Below are 14696 nucleotides of genomic sequence, written 5' to 3'. Positions count from 1 at the left end.
CCCCATACAGACCCCGTTCCGTGGGGTTCGCGCCGGGACCGACCCGGCAGTCCTGATCCCTCAACTATTCATAGGAGCACACCATGACCACCATGCACTCGACCAAGGCCCAGCACGGCTCGCTCAACCTTCGCCGCACGATCACCGTCGGAGCCATCGGCGGCGCAGTCGCCGGCATGATGATGGCGATGATCGAGATGGCCTACGGTGCCATCGCCGACGGCCACACCCTGTGGGATGCCCCCATGGCGATCTGGGCCTTCGTCGCCGGCAGCGACCAGTTCGGCGCCCCGTCCGACCACGTCGATGCGATCGTCCTGGGCATGGGCGGTCACCTGGCCAACTCGATGATGCTCGGCGTCGCGTTCGCCCTCCTGATGGCGGTCGTGGTCAAGAAGCAGGGGGTGCTGATCTCGGTCGCGCTGGGCTCCATGTTCGGCATCGCCACCTGGGTCGTCATGAGCTACCTCGTGCTCCCTTTGAACGACGGCACCGCGGACCTGTTCACCGGAGAAGCCGTCTCGCCGCAGTGGCTCTGGTACCTCGCTCACGCCGCCTTCGGCATGACCCTGGGCCTCATCGTCGCCCGGCACCACGCAGCGGTCTCGACCCGTACGAACGCCTGAACCCAACCGACCCATCCATCATCGGCCCTGGCAGAGCCGAGCCACCCGAGGAGATCGTCATGACGCAGGCCATCGGGAACGGCACCGTGATCGCGGACAGGGTGGGGCGATTCACTCAGGTGACGTGGGACTGGCCCTGTTCGTCAACCGAGACGGTCGCAATGTCCTGGCTCGAGAGGTTCAGGACGTGCACAGCGCCCCAGATGAGGGCCCAGACAGGCAACCACCACAGGCCCGTGAGGATGGTCAGGATCAGATGAAACACGTGGTTCGTGGTGCCGCCGTAGGACATGACCGCCTGGTAGTCGCTGCGCGTTTCGACGGTCCACTTCGATTCGACCCGTCGAGCGATCTCTGCGTTCAACGCCTCGACCCGCTGGTTGTGGTCCAGATCGACGAGAACCTCCGGCGGCGGCTGAGCCCGCACCTGGCCTCGTGGCAACCAAGTTTCGCCGTCCCACCAGGACTGTCCATCCGGGCTGATGGGCGTTCGCGGGTCGTGTTCGCTCGTGCCAGGCAACATGCGCCGACCATACAACTTCAGCTTCGTCGGAAGCGACGGCCTCAGGTGTCGACGTTGTCTGTGCCGAGCGGTGGCCGCCATCGGGCGGTCAGGAGAGCGGCCGTCCAGCCGAGCCCGACCAGACCCGCGCCCGCGCATACGGCGATGCGGTGAGTCCGGACTCGGCTGCCGCCCCCACCCGGCAAGCGGGCAGGTTCGGGGAGTCGTAGGTCAGGTGATGGTGCTACGTCGACCTGTACGAACAAGGGGTGCTGATTGAGCCAGGTGCTGCCGCCCGAATTCACCAGACTGTCCTCAATCTCGGCGCCAACGCCTGAGCCGGTCTCGGCCTAGCCGTCACCCAGTTCACATCGATCCGACCCCCACCGGCGGGGTCACCTTCACCCTCCGCCTTCCGCGGGACTATCGGGGAGCCGCCGCCTGAGCGATCGACGGGGGTGCGGGGTATGCAGGTGTTGAGCCACGCTCGATCCATCCCTGGGCGACAGCATCTGCTCAGCCCGGGCACAGTCGCGGCCTTCACCATTGCCTCCATGACGAATCATCTGCGAAACCCCTTTAGCCGGCGATCTCTGATCGCCGCCGGAGTGACCAATGTCGTGGTAACCCAGAGCAGTCCAGCCGCCGGCTCGGTCGTGACCAGAGCCGTCGCGGGGAACACTTCAGGGCAGTCCGAAGGATCAGCGCTGGCGCTGGACAACATCCAGGGCAACATCCTCGGTGGTTTCAACAAGGATCATCAACGGCTGCTGTTCTTCCGCTTGGGCGCTGGTGCTCCAGCGTGTCAGTGGTTGGCTGACCTGGTGGACGAGGTGGCCACCAGCGAAGAAGTGATGAGCTTCAACCGACTCTTCAAGAGGGCCAGGGCCCGTCGGGGCGGCGAAGACGACACGCCCACGTCGCGGTGGCTCAACGTGGCCTTCACCTATGAGGGGTTTGCCGCCCTGAACGTGAAGGAGCGCGATCTGGCCCGATTCCCGTCCGACTTCCGGCAGGGGATGGCCGCCCGCGCTGCGCACATCGGCGATGTCGACCAGAACGCGCCCGACTCCTGGGTCGGTCCGTTCGCCTCACGCCGACTTCACGGCGTGCTCCTGCTTGCGGCCGACAACCCCGCTGAGCTGGAGGACCTCACCACCAGGCAGCGCCGCCGGATGACAGCCGCCGGGATCGAGGTGCTCTTCAACCAGAACGGGCTGGTGCGCCAAGACCTTCGCGGACACGAGCACTTCGGCTTCCGCGACGGAATCTCCCAACCCGGTATCCGCGGCTTCACCCAACCCCAGAACCCGGACAACCCCGACCAGGGTATGCCAGGTCAAGACCTGCTCTGGCCCGGCGAGTTCGTGCTCGGGCACCCGACCCAGATCGCCACTGAGCACCCCGACCACCCGGGAGGAGTGAACCCGGACCCCGGCCCGGACGCCCATAACGGCCCGATGTGGACCGCCGACGGGTCCTACCTGGTCTTTCGTCGTCTCCACCAGGACGTCGAGGGTTTCCGGTCGTTCATCAGCGAGACCGCCCGCACCCAGGGTCTGAGTGACGAACAACTCGGGGCCAAAATCGTCGGGCGCTATCCCAGCGGTGCCCCGCTGGAACACACCGAGGATCAGCCGGCGAGGCTGGACACCACCGCTGGCGACCCGTCGGTCGACGATCCCTCGCTGCTTGACGACGACCGGATCAACGACTTCGAGTTCGGTGAGGACATCGACGGTGGGGTCGTCCCGCTGGCCGCGCACATCCGCAAGACCTACCCCCGCGACGACGCCACCCCGACCGGCGGCGAGTCCGACACCCAGACACGGCGGCTGCTGCGCCGTGGCATTCCGTTCGGGCTGTCGTACGACGAATCTGCGCCGTCGACATCGCCCAGCGGCGCCACGCCAGCTTTTCCCCACGACCGGGGGCTGCTGTTCCTGGCCTACCAGACCTCGATCGAGCGACAGTTCGAGTTCGTCCAACGCGACTGGGTCAACAACCCCGACGCACCGGGCACGGACGCTGGCCACGATCTGGTGATCGGACAGGCCGACTCGACGAGGACGATGTCGCTCCCGGGTGGAAAGCCCGACCACATCACGATGTTGGAGCGCTACGTCACGACGACCGGTGGTGCCTACCTGTTCCAACCTTCGATCTCCGCGCTGCGACAACTCTCGCGCCACGTGCCGACCGAGCGTCGAAAGCAGCGCCGCGGCTGAAACCTCTCCCCCTGTTCGGCGAGGCTAGCCACCTGCACCCGCACGCGGCGGGGCGCAGGTGATCAACCGTCGCTGGGAGGTGCGTCACCACCAGGGGGTGGCCCTCCTCCGCCGGGCCCGGCGTCGGCCAGCTCGGTCGTTTCACCCGTCAGGCAGGTCAGGACGGCGTTCTCCGCCACGTCGTTGGCGTGGTAGTGGTAGCCGAGGCTCTCGGTTTCGTGACCGTTGCATTCATCCAGCCCAGCCTCGACCGCGGCGGCCGTCTCGTAGGGGGCGTGGATGCCGAAGCCGTCGAGGGCATAGCCGAAGATCGCCGTCTCGCCCTCGGGGACGTCTTGATCGGCGTCCGAACAACCCGTCGTGGCGTGCATGTGGTAACCCTCCTGGGGGTTGACGTGACCACCGCAGTCATCGAAGACCCCGATCGTGTAGTTGCCCAGGATGAGATCGATCGGTGCGCTTCCGTCGATGACCACGCCGTCGAGCGTGACCCCGATAGTTGTGCCGGCGCTGGTGGGTTCGTCGGCGACGACGGGCGTAACGGGGATGGTCACCGTGGAGGGGATGGCACCGCCGTCGTCGGTCCACTCGATTTCGCCGTAGACACACAGGTTCACCGGCCCGGCGTCCGCATCCGCCTGAGCGCCTCCGGTGACGAGATCGTTGAACTTCTCGGACGTGTCGGTCGACAGGACGTTGCCTTCGTCGTCGTACAGCTTCCAGGTCGGGTCGTCGTAGATCTCGGCGAGACTCGTGATGAACTCCCCGTCGACGTCGTACACCGTCTCGCCGTCGAACCAGATCCCGGCGTCCTCCGCGGTGTCGGACGTCGTCTCCGGGCACCACGGCCCGATCTCGTCACGGTTGGCTGGGAAGCCGGCAACGGTGAGTTCGTAGCAGGAGGTGTCGGTACCGCTCACCAGGGTGCAGTCCGTGGTGGTCGCGTCCTCGGTCAGGGCGCCGTCGAGGAAGCCATCGGGATCGATCGAGCTCACCGTGCCGGTGTCCCCGTCGGTCGACTCGGTCGTCGTCTCTTCGGGCGATGGATCGCTTCCGCAAGCGGACACGAGCACTGCCGAGACGACCAGCAAGCTGGCTAGGCGGGGGGTGATGGGCAAGATGTCGGCTCCTCGGGTGGTGGCTGATGCTGCTCCGAGGAACCTACGGTGCCCGCCTGTGGTGACACTGTGATGCGAACTCCGGGCGCCCGGCTCAGCGGCGGTACGTCTCCGACGTGACCTCACCGCTAGGACTGGTGAACTGGAAGTCCACGGTGGCGTCCGTGACCGTGTAAGCCACAGACCCGACCGTCCCGTCGATGGTGTACTCGAGCACGTAGGACCCGTTGCCTAGGTCGTCGAATGCGGTGATGGTGGCACCGGGCAGGGGTTCCCCGGCTTCACGGAACGCAGGGGTCACCGGTTGTGGTTCGACCTGGTCGGACACATCGACCACGCCGACGAGGCCGCCGTTGATGTAGGGGTACGTCGTGGTGCCGTGATAGTGATACGCGCCGTCGATACCGGGGTGACCGTTGTACTCATCCAGGTCTTGGACCGCGCTGCCGTCGGGCTCGACGGAGCCGTAGATGGCGTACCCGTCCAGGGCGTACGCAATGGGATTCTGGGGTCCGACGGCTTCCTCGAGATGCAGGGGGGCCACGTGGTAGTGATAGTCGTCCCCGCGACCGCAGTGCCCCCCGAACTCGTCGAGTTCGCCGGCCAGGAAGGCATCATCTCCGCGGTTGTTGAGCGCGTTGAAGACGGGGACCCCGTTCGCGGCGATCGCGATCGCCCCACGAAACAGTCCCGTCTTCGCCGAGATGGGCGTGTCTGCCATCTGGGGTGTCACGGGGAACTGCCACGCGTTGGCACCGACGTAGGCCTGGGCGACGGGCACCTGCTGCTGCCAGCTGGTGATGCCCACCATCATCGGGTGGGACGGGAGGCCGTCGGATTCGACCAGCCACAGGTCACCGGTGGTGAAGGTCCGCACCGAGTCGGCGAAGGCGTCGAACCCGTCGAGTGACGATTGCGTGGCGCCATCGGTGAGGTCCACCCCGTCTGTGGCGCCCGGAGGGGAGGTTGAGGGGGTCGGGGCCGAGTTGCCGTCTTGGCCGGACACCGATGAAGCGCTCGAGCTGCACGCCGCGAGGAGCATGGCTCCGATTCCGAAGGCTCCGGACTGCAACAACGCGCGCCGGTCCAACGCGCTTGCGATGTGCGGGTGCTCGTGCGGGTGCTCGTGCGGGTGCCCATGAGGATGATGGTGGAACTTCGCGATCGCGTTGCTCCCACTGGTCCTCACGAGACCGTCGAACGCAGCAGGATGGTGTTGTCGACCTCGAGATCGGTCCCCCAGATGAGTCGCGCCGCAGGGTCCCAGGTGATCTCTTCGTAGCCCTCCTTGGGGCTGACCTCGGCCGCGCTCCATTCGGTGGCCGCCACCCAGTCGCTGTCGTCGAAGTCCGGTGACGTCCAGTCCGCGGGGATGTCGACCGCGGCCGATTCGCAGGTCGCGTCAGGGTCCGGGTCATCGGCGCAGTCGGTGTTGAGCGGCGCCTGCTGGACGACTAGCGACTGCCAGTCCGCGTCGGTCGATGCCACGACGTCCCCGGTGGCCAGATCAGTGATCTGGGCGATGATGCCCCCGTCACCCATTTGCTGGTTGGGCTCTCCGATGTATTCGATCCCCGAGTCGGTCTCCTTGAAGTCCCTGGCCTCGATCGAGACCGTGAACGGCGTCTGGGCGTCGAAGGTGTACGTCTCTGCGTTGAACGAGCGCTCGGTCGTGATCGGCACCGAGTCTTCTCCGATCTTCTCGCCGTCGATGTAGACCACGCTCCAGTTGTCGGCCCACACCTCGATCTGGAACCCCGTCGAGGCACCAGAGGTGTCAGCCGTGGGCGCGTCATCGGTGAACGCAGAAGCACTCGCACTCTGGCTGACGGCGGAATCTTGGGCGGTGGTGTCCGAGGAGCAGCCCGTCGCGAGCAACCCCATTGTGACGACCAGAGCACTGGCCAGTCGGGATGTGATGGGCACTGCGTCGGCTCCTAGGATTGGTGGTTGCTTGGTTGCTTCGAGAACCTACGACGGCCGCCTGTGACAACTCTGCGGACTTGCTGTGATCGAGGCATGAGGACAGATGTACGTTCCATTCAGGTCTGGCGTTTCAGCCTGACCAGGCGACCTTCGCTTGCCTTGCCATCGAGTCGTTCGTCCTCAACACGTCCGCTCGACCTTGAGCTCGCTCAGGGCGGCCTCCACCCATTCAGTGCCGGGCGGCCCCCGGGGGCGGGTCGTTCGGCCCTGGGAGTGCCGTAAGTGTCCATCTAGCGTCCTAGGTAGGGAAGTACGTCGCCAGATCGCCCAAGCGCCGTGCATGACACACAACTCACGGTCTGCCTCCTCGCTGGCTGTTCTGGAGCACCACATGACGCTCACCCGGGAACGCACCCCCGCAGAAATCGACGCCCTCACCGATGGGGACGCTGTCGCTCGAGCCGAGGGCCTGTCCAAGATCTACGGGACGGGCGGCGCCCAGGTGGTGGCTCTCGACGACGTCACGGTGGAGTTCGGCCGTGGTCGGCTCACCGCGATCATGGGTCCGTCGGGGTCCGGCAAGTCCACGCTGATGCACTGCATGGCCGCGCTGGACGCACCGACCTCCGGTCGCGTGATCATCGACGGGGTCGACGTACGCGGCCTCAAGGACAAGGCACTGACGCTGCTCCGCCGCGACCGCCTCGGCTTCGTCTTCCAGGCCTACAACCTGGTGCCGACCCTCACCGCTCGCGAGAACATCACCTTGCCCGTCGACATTGCGGGCGTGAAGCTCGATGTCGCCTGGTTCGACACGGTGGTCGAAGCGTTGGGGATCCGGGATCGGCTTGGTCACCGGCCCGACGAGCTGTCCGGTGGTCAGCAGCAGCGGGTCGCCTGCGCCCGGGCGCTGGTGCGTCGCCCCGCCATCGTCTTCGCCGACGAGCCCACCGGCAACCTGGACTCCCGTGCCAGTGCCGAGATCCTGGCCTTCCTGCGGCACTCGGTTGACGACTTCGGGCAGAGCATCGTGATGGTCACTCACGATCCGGCCGCAGCGTCGTACGCCGACCGGGTGCTCTTCCTGGTCGACGGTCGGATCGTCGATGAGATCCTCGCGCCGACCACGGCCGGGGTCCTCGACCGGATGAAATCCTTCGAACTCGCCGGACAGGACTCCTGACATGCTGCACGTCACCCTCCGCGGACTGCAGGGTCACATCGTCCGGCTCCTGCTGACGGCGTTCGCCGTGATGCTGGGCGTCTCGTTCGTCACCGGCACCTTCGTGCTCCGCGACAGTATCGACAACACCCTGGGTGGGCTCGTCGCCCAGTCGTCCAAGGGTTTGGATGTCTCGGTTCGCGACGCCGAGGCCGCCGCAGTGTCCCCGGTCAACGTCGACGGGTCCACCATCGCACTCGGTGTGCCTCTGGTGCTCGTCGACTCGATTCTGGCGGTGGACGGCGTGGAGCGGGTGTTGCCGAGCCTCGAGGGCACCGCCATCCTGGCCGGCAGCGACGGTATCGCGGTCAGCAATGGTGGTGCGCCATCTCTCGGGTTCGCCTACTCCGCGGACGATCCGGGGTTCACCCTGCTCTCGGGTCGCGGCCCCAACGATTCGGGAGAGATCGTCGTCGAGAGCAGCACCCTGGAACGAGCACATCTGCAGGTGGGCGACCACACCCGCATCGTCATCGGTGACCAGGCCGGGCAGGCCACGATCACCGGTGAGGTTGAGGTCGGATCCTCTCTCTTCGGCGCCACCGTCGTTCTCGTGGATGAAGCCACGGCACTAGAGGCCTTCGCTCCCGATGGGAGGGTCCCGTCCCTGTCGGTGACCGCCACACCCGGGGTCAGCCAGACAACGCTGCGCACAGCCGTAGCGGACGTGCTGCCGTCGAACCTCGAGGCGGTCACGGGCGCGACCGTGCAGAGCGAGAAGGAAACGTCCCTACAGAAGGGACTCGCCTTCTTCACCACCTTTCTGTTGGCCTTTGCCGGCGTCGCGCTCTTCGTCGGCTCATTCATCATCGTCAACACCTTCTCGATGCTCGTCGGACAGCGCGCTAGAGAGCTCGCCCTGCTCCGCGCCATCGGCGCGACCCGGGCCCAGGTGATCCGCAGTGTGCTCGGCGAGGCGGTCGTCATCGGCGTGGTGGGCTCGGGCCTCGGTATCGCCTTCGGCCTGTTGATCGCTGCCGGTGCCGGGGCGGCCATCCGGACTCTCTTCAGCACCGACATCGGATCCGACCTCCCGCTCAGTGCGACCACGGTCGCGTTGAGCGTCCTGGTCGGAGTCGTGGTCACCGTCGTCTCCGCCGTGATGCCAGCACGGCGTGCCTCCCGGGTTGCCCCGGTGGCAGCCATGCGCGGAGACGTCGGCGCAGTCACCGGCGGTCTCGGGCGGCGTGGCGGGATCGGCCTCGTGCTGTTGGTCTCGGGTGCGGTGGTCCTGGGTGCCGCAGTCACGCGCGACCAGGTCTCCTGGCCGGTCGCTGCCGTGGGAGCCGTAGCCGCGGTGCTCGGCATGCTGGTCGCGGCACCGCTGGCGACCCGTCCCGTCGTACGCGTCATCGCTTTGCCTTTCGTCGCCCTCTTCGGGGCCATCGGCCGACTCGCCCGCGAGAACGCGTTGCGCGTTCCCCGTCGTACGGCGACCACGGCGAGCGCCCTGATGATCGGACTTGCCCTGATCGCCGGCACCTCCGTGCTGGCCGAGAGCGTCAAGGCCAGCGTGAGCAGTGGTGTGTCCGAGGAGCTGACCTCGGACTTCGTGCTGAACAGCGGAAACGTTGCTCCGGTGCCAGCACCAGTGGCACTCGGCGCCCGTGAGCTGTCCGCCGTGCGCTCGGTCGCCGCCCTGAGCTTCGTGGACCTGCGGATCGGGACTTTTCACACCACAGCCGCCGCCGCCATCGCCACCGACGTAGCGGACAACTTCCTGGTCCCGATGAAGAGCGGCCAACTGTCAGCGCTCGACCGTCACACGGTCCTGGTCGGTGAGAGCACCGCCAACGAGCAAGGTTGGCAGGTGGGCGACTCCCTGACCGGTTCGGTCGGGACACTGAGCGGTGAGTCGCTCGTCGTGGGTGGGATCTATCAGGACAGTCAGGCCTTCGGCGAAGGAGGCGTGATCGTGGACCGATCGCTCTATGACGCCGCTCTCCCCTCGGGACAGCGCGCCGATGCTCGTCTCTTCGTGCGGGCCATCCCCGGGGCCGACCTCCCTGCCCTGCGAGCGGAGCTGACCGACCTCGTCCGTCCGTATCTGATCGTCTCGGTCGAGGACAAAGCGGAGTTCGCAGACGCCCAGGGGGCCTCGGTCGACACACTCATCAACCTGCTCTACGTCCTCCTCCTCTTCAGCGTCATCGTCGCTGTGTTGGGGATCATCAACACCCTGGCACTGTCCGTGTTCGAACGGACGCGTGAGATCGGGCTGCTCCGGGCGATCGGACTACGACGCAGACAGCTCAGCTCCATGGTCACCATCGAAGCCGTGACCACTGCCGTATTCGGCGCCCTGCTCGGCACCGCGCTCGGGCTCGGACTCGGCGTCGCCCTCCAGCACGGTCTCGTCTCCCAGGGACTGACGGTCCTCGCCATTCCGTGGACCCTGATCCTCGCAATGCTGCTGGCCTCAGGCGTCGTCGGGGTGCTGGCGGCAGGCCTACCGGCTCTACGAGCCGCACGCCTGAACATCCTGCAATCCATCGCCACCTCCTAGCCCGACCCCTGATACACACCGTTCACGCGCACACTCCCGGAGTCCAGAGGTCGCCGGGAGTGGGCAAGAAGGAGACACCACCATGGCAAGCACACAACTGAGCTCCCCGAGTGCGCACTCAGACTCGCAACTTCCCGGGGTCGCCTCCCAGCAGCTCCGGTGGCTCGCGCTCGGGCTGGTCCTGGGCTTCTTGGTCCCGTTCGTCTTCGCCGACGTGCTGGACCTGTCGCGCGACCTCTACTACGGCATCTACGCAGCCTTCGTGCTCACGTTCTTCGCGCTGTGGGCCCGCGCCACCGACCAGCAGGTCGGGACGATGCTGCGTCGGCGCTGGCCGCTCGCCGTCACGTTGGGCGTGGTCTTCGCCGGCGTGCTCGCGGTCGTCGTGATCCGCACCGATGCCGCGACCGCCCGACCCGAGGGCCTGGAACTTGCGTGGGCGTTGCTCTGGCGCGGCGTGATGTACGGCGCAATGGATGCTCTGCTGCTGTCCGTCTTCCCGATCCTGGCCGTCTTCGCGGCCGCGTCGGGGAGCAGATTACGCACACACCTGATCGGCCAGGTCGCCGTCGTTGCCGCGGCGATGCTCGCTTCGCTCGTCATGACTGCGACGTACCACGTCGGCTACAGCGACTTCCGCTCGGACAAGGTGGTGAAACCACTCATCGGTAACGTGATGTGGAGCGTGCCCACGCTCGTCACCCTCAACCCCATCGGCTCGGTCATCAGCCACACCGCTCTGCATGTCACCGCCGTCCTGCACAACCCCGACACCGACACCTTCCTACCGCCACACGGGAGGACCACCCCATGACCACAACCCTCCGCTGGTTGCTCGTCGTCGTCTTCGCGGGCCACGGACTCATCCATCTCCTGGGTGTGGCCAAGGGCTTCGGGTGGGCCGACGTCTCCCAGCTCACGAAACCGATCAGCGTCGTGACAGGGGTGCTCTGGCTGCTCGCTGCCGTGCTCGTCCTGACCGCCGCGGCACTCCTCGCCGTCGGTACACCCACGTGGTGGTGGGCCCTAGCCCTGGGCGCCGCGGCGATCTCGCAGATCGCCATCATCACCTCCTGGCAGGACGCGCGAGCCGGGACCATCGTGAACGTCGTCCTCGTCCTCGCCGCCGGGTACGGCTTCGCGACCGAGGGGCCGACCAGCTTCCATGCCGAGTACCGGGAAGGCGCCACGCACGCCCTCGCCGGCGTCGACCCGTCTCCGGCGGTCCTGGACGAAGCGGATCTGGTGGACTTGCCTGAGCCCCTGGCGGCGTACATCCGGCGCTCCGGCGCTGTGGGACAGCCCCGGGTGGTGAGCTTCCACGCCGATTTCCACGGCCGGATCCGCAGCGGCCCGGACGCGGCGTGGATGCCGTTCACCGGTCAGCAGGTCAACACGTACGGAGCGCAGCCGCAACGCATCTTCATGATGGACGCCACCAGATCCGGGCTACCGGTCACCGTCCTGCACGTCTTTGCCGACACCACGGCCACGATGCGCGTGAAACTGCTCTCCCTGTTCACCCTCGTCGACGCCTCCGGCCCTGAGATGGATCGCGCGGAGACCGTCACTGTGCTCAACGACCTCGTCGTTATGGCTCCCGGCGCGATCGTCGACGCCACCGCGAGGTGGACAGACATCGACGAACGGCACGTCCGCGGAGAGTTCACTGACGGCGACCAGACCATCTCCGCCATTCTGACCTTTGACGCCCAGCACGACCTCGTCGACTTCGTCTCGGACGACCGGACCGCCGCATCCTCCGACAGCAAGACCTTCGAGCAACGACGCTGGTCGACCCCGCTGGCGGGACACCGTGACGTCGGTGGCCGTCGGATCCTGACGTCGGGTGAAGGTGTCTGGCACCCCGCACAGCCCGGAGAGTCGTTCACCTATCTGGAGTTCGATCTGGACGACATCGACTACAACGCCGACGCCGGCGAGGCAACGGCGCGATAGGGAGCCAGGGCGATGGTGGAGGCTGTGGACCCGTGGCCCTCGCGCCAAGCGCACACGACGAGAACGGTCAGAAGTTCACCTTCTCGAACGCGATGATTGGTGTTTCGGGTCCGATCGCGCGGCGGCTTCCGGGATGAGCAACCAGGTATGCCTGGAGAGCAGTGAGCCGCTCCGATCCCTCGAGGACCCGCCCGGTCGCTTCGTACCTTGTGCCGCCTCGGACGAGTAGCGCTGGTAGTGGATGCCTGAACGCCCGCCACCACCGCTTACTCTCCGGGCGGACGGCTACGACCAGGAACCGGTTCGCATCCACGACGCTTTGCGCTGGGAAGCGGATGGCGTTGCCAGAGATCGGAGCGATGTAGGAGATCTCAGTGAGCTCGCGTGGCAGCAAACGGTGCCCGGGGCCCTCGATCAGCCTCAAGACCAGTGCGTTGAACCGCATGATGCCGCTCCTTCGTGAATCTCGCTTCGAGGGCTACCCCTCGACGTGTCGTCCATCTATCGCAGCACCCAGCGCGAGACCGACTCCGGCGCCCACACCGATGCCCACCGGGAACGCCCAACCACCGATCAGAATGCCGATCGTCGCGCCGATACCCGCCCCGACACCGGCGCCGAGGCCCGTGTACTGGTCCGCTTGTCCGAATGCCTTGCTGTCGCTCGTCACCGTAGATTCCTTCCGCGGCCGCCGTCTCGTGTCGGGGCGCAGGTTCAGCATCGCCCTGCCCGCCGCTTCTCGTCAGAGCCGAAGGTCACTTCTTGCCGCAGAAAGCGCCGTTCATGTGTCGTTGCGCGTGCGCAGGGGTCACCACCACTCGGGACCACACGACGGTTCGACAAAGAAAAAACGCCTCTGACCTGCGTTTCCGCAGGTCAGAGGCAGTTCTCGGTCGGGCTGACAGGATTTGAACCTGCGACCCCTTGATCACAAACGACGGGTCACGCGCATGGGTCAAGCTGTGCCGACATGTGCTCTGACCTGCGACAACACTCGCCCCGGCAAAACAGAACTTGAACTTGTGGGCCGTTAGATGACCCCGTTTGCGCGATTAAACGGGGAATACTTGGGGTACGAGCAGCAAGCGACCCCAAGTCTGCACCCCGCCGACGCCCCAGGCAGACACGGTTGAGCCAACGTCTGGCCCGGCCGTTGTCAACAACATGGGCCGCGGAGTGGAACTCGATCCGACCCACACTCCAAGCGACGACCCGCGGACACAAACCGGTAAGAGAGCGTCGCGACCTTGGGCGTCGATGAACACGCCGAGAGTGGACGCCGTCGGACACCCGTCGCGCTGGCTCTGGAGCGCACCCGGTTCAAGGGCATTCGCGGGGGAATGACGCACATGCACGTCTGTAGATGGCGCCGGAGTAGTCCGAATATCAAGCTACCCAAACGATTTCAATCGAGATCAGGCAGCCGCAGTTAGGGGTCGGTCGAGGTCGCTGTCCGACTCGGCCCGCCGACTTGAACGACCATGATCCGGTTCTGCATCAGGGAGTGGCTGAGGCGGGAAACGAGGAGACCATTCCTGCCTCGCCCTCAGACTGTCGAAAATAGATCGGCCTGTAGTCGTCGCCGACCACGAGCGAGTAGACCTCCACGGACGCGGGGACGCCTTTCGCAGTCCAAGAAGACCGGCAGGTTCCATCGGTCGGGTCGAAGTCTGGTGGCTTCAAAGTGCCGAAGCCCACAACTTCGTCTTGAGCATTCTCGATCGTGATCTGGCGGCCGAGTTGTACGGGCATCTGTCGAAGGCACAGGTCAAGGTTGCCCTCGATGCTGTCACTCATTAATGGCAGAGCGAGTGTCAGAACCCCTGTCGCAGTGAAAGTTTCAACGTCCGCGGACGTCCCGCCCAGCGTCGGAGACGAATCGATGGAGCCACCGCATGCAGTCACAGACACCAGCATGACGGCCGAGATCACGCTGCGCCAGATAGTCATGCTGGTCAGGTTAACGAGTAGTCGCCGCCGAGTCGCGTTGCTCCAGATCTTGCGACCGCTCGCTAGGGATGGTCGCCCTCTTCGCGCGGAAAGGCGCGAACAATGTGCTCCTGGACGCCACCGAGAGCGAGAATGAGATATGACCAATGAAGACATCGTCGTCGCCGCGCTTGGGGCCTTGGCCGACAAGAAGCGTTCCCGAGCTGAGGCAGCTGAGGTTGTGCCGAAGAATCCGGGACTATATGCGTTCTATGGCGACGCCAGAGCATGGTCGGATCTCGGTCTATCGCCTGTCTTTGCCACCCAACCTCTCTACGTTGGCAAAGCCGAGCGAAGTTTGAACGGACGCGATGTCGGTACGCACTTCACCGCTGGAAAGACCGGCTCGTCGACAGTTCGGCGCAGCCTCGCGGCCCTACTCGCGAACGACTTCGAACTGGTTGCTGTGCCTCGCAACCTGGTCAAGCCTGATGGGAGTGCCAACTTCGGACTCGAAGACCGTAGCGAAGAGCGATTAAGTGCCTGGATGGACAAGCGGTTGACGCTGTCGACGTGTGAATCGCCCTGGGTTGGTTGGAGTCTCCATCGTTTTGAAACGAGGATGGACTCATGCCGAAAAACAACACCCCGGGCAAGCCGACTACGCGTCGCTACAGCCC

Annotated in this window: 14 protein-coding genes; 7 read left to right on the top strand and 7 right to left on the bottom strand. The window is 65.8% G+C overall.

Going from position 1 to position 14696, the window contains the following annotated elements:
* The first annotated feature begins 83 nt into the window (after positions 1 to 83).
* Complete coding sequence (locus ACYVLV_RS02880) at positions 84 to 626, top strand: hypothetical protein (RefSeq protein WP_460807549.1); 543 nt, start codon at positions 84 to 86, stop codon at positions 624 to 626.
* Positions 627 to 741: 115 nt separating this feature from the next.
* Here ACYVLV_RS02880 and ACYVLV_RS02875 read toward each other — a convergent pair whose 3' ends face one another.
* A complete protein-coding gene (locus tag ACYVLV_RS02875) occupies positions 742 to 1149 on the bottom strand; it encodes a hypothetical protein (RefSeq protein ID WP_460807548.1) in 408 nt (135 codons plus the stop codon).
* A 635-nt stretch (positions 1150 to 1784) separates the two neighbouring features.
* On the opposite strand from ACYVLV_RS02875, the gene ACYVLV_RS02870 reads away from it, so the two are divergent.
* Positions 1785 to 3356 carry a Dyp-type peroxidase gene (locus ACYVLV_RS02870; RefSeq protein WP_460807547.1) on the top strand — a complete coding sequence of 524 codons (1572 nt, stop codon included), beginning with the start codon at positions 1785 to 1787 and terminating at the stop codon, positions 3354 to 3356.
* A gap of 62 nt (positions 3357 to 3418) precedes the next feature.
* Here ACYVLV_RS02870 and ACYVLV_RS02865 read toward each other — a convergent pair whose 3' ends face one another.
* The 3 genes from ACYVLV_RS02865 to ACYVLV_RS02855 form a co-directional block, all read right to left on the bottom strand.
* Positions 3419 to 4474, bottom strand: a complete 1056-nt coding sequence (locus ACYVLV_RS02865; protein WP_460807546.1) for a YHYH protein — start codon at positions 4472 to 4474, stop codon at positions 3419 to 3421.
* A gap of 94 nt (positions 4475 to 4568) precedes the next feature.
* On the bottom strand, positions 4569 to 5663 hold the full coding sequence (locus ACYVLV_RS02860; protein ID WP_460807545.1) for a YHYH protein: 1095 nt from the start codon (positions 5661 to 5663) through the stop codon (positions 4569 to 4571).
* Positions 5660 to 6400, bottom strand: a complete 741-nt coding sequence (locus tag ACYVLV_RS02855) for a hypothetical protein (protein ID WP_460807544.1) — start codon at positions 6398 to 6400, stop codon at positions 5660 to 5662. The genes ACYVLV_RS02860 and ACYVLV_RS02855 overlap by 4 nt, the downstream gene beginning before the upstream one ends.
* A gap of 391 nt (positions 6401 to 6791) precedes the next feature.
* Here ACYVLV_RS02855 and ACYVLV_RS02850 point away from each other — a divergent pair, with 391 nt between their 5' ends.
* The 4 genes from ACYVLV_RS02850 (at position 6792) to ACYVLV_RS02835 (ending at position 12087) form a co-directional block, all read left to right on the top strand.
* Positions 6792 to 7583, top strand: coding sequence for an ABC transporter ATP-binding protein (locus ACYVLV_RS02850; protein WP_460807543.1), 792 nt, complete (start codon positions 6792 to 6794; stop codon positions 7581 to 7583).
* 1 nt (position 7584) lies between these two features.
* A complete protein-coding gene (locus ACYVLV_RS02845) occupies positions 7585 to 10128 on the top strand; it encodes an ABC transporter permease (RefSeq protein WP_460807541.1) in 2544 nt (847 codons plus the stop codon).
* An 82-nt stretch (positions 10129 to 10210) separates the two neighbouring features.
* Complete coding sequence (locus ACYVLV_RS02840) at positions 10211 to 10942, top strand: hypothetical protein (protein WP_460807540.1); 732 nt, start codon at positions 10211 to 10213, stop codon at positions 10940 to 10942.
* On the top strand, positions 10939 to 12087 hold the full coding sequence (locus ACYVLV_RS02835) for a DUF6544 family protein (RefSeq protein ID WP_460807539.1): 1149 nt from the start codon (positions 10939 to 10941) through the stop codon (positions 12085 to 12087). Before ACYVLV_RS02840 ends, ACYVLV_RS02835 begins: the two co-directional genes overlap by 4 nt.
* 67 nt (positions 12088 to 12154) lie before the next feature.
* On the opposite strand, the gene ACYVLV_RS02830 is transcribed toward ACYVLV_RS02835, so the two are convergent.
* From ACYVLV_RS02830 to ACYVLV_RS02820, 3 genes are all read right to left on the bottom strand, one after another.
* On the bottom strand, positions 12155 to 12532 hold the full coding sequence (locus ACYVLV_RS02830) for a hypothetical protein (protein ID WP_460807537.1): 378 nt from the start codon (positions 12530 to 12532) through the stop codon (positions 12155 to 12157).
* Positions 12533 to 12565: 33 nt separating this feature from the next.
* Entirely contained in the window at positions 12566 to 12757 is a 192-nt protein-coding gene (locus ACYVLV_RS02825; protein ID WP_460807535.1) for a hypothetical protein, read from the bottom strand.
* An 827-nt stretch (positions 12758 to 13584) separates the two neighbouring features.
* A complete protein-coding gene (locus ACYVLV_RS02820) occupies positions 13585 to 14037 on the bottom strand; it encodes a hypothetical protein (protein WP_460807534.1) in 453 nt (150 codons plus the stop codon).
* Between the two features lie 139 nt (positions 14038 to 14176).
* On the opposite strand from ACYVLV_RS02820, the gene ACYVLV_RS02815 reads away from it, so the two are divergent.
* Positions 14177 to 14696 (top strand): GIY-YIG nuclease family protein (locus tag ACYVLV_RS02815; RefSeq protein WP_460807533.1); only part of this gene is annotated, 520 nt, incomplete at its 3' end.

This window comes from Nocardioides salsibiostraticola (genome assembly GCF_054783655.1).
This window is presented reverse-complemented; position numbering and strand designations above follow the sequence as displayed.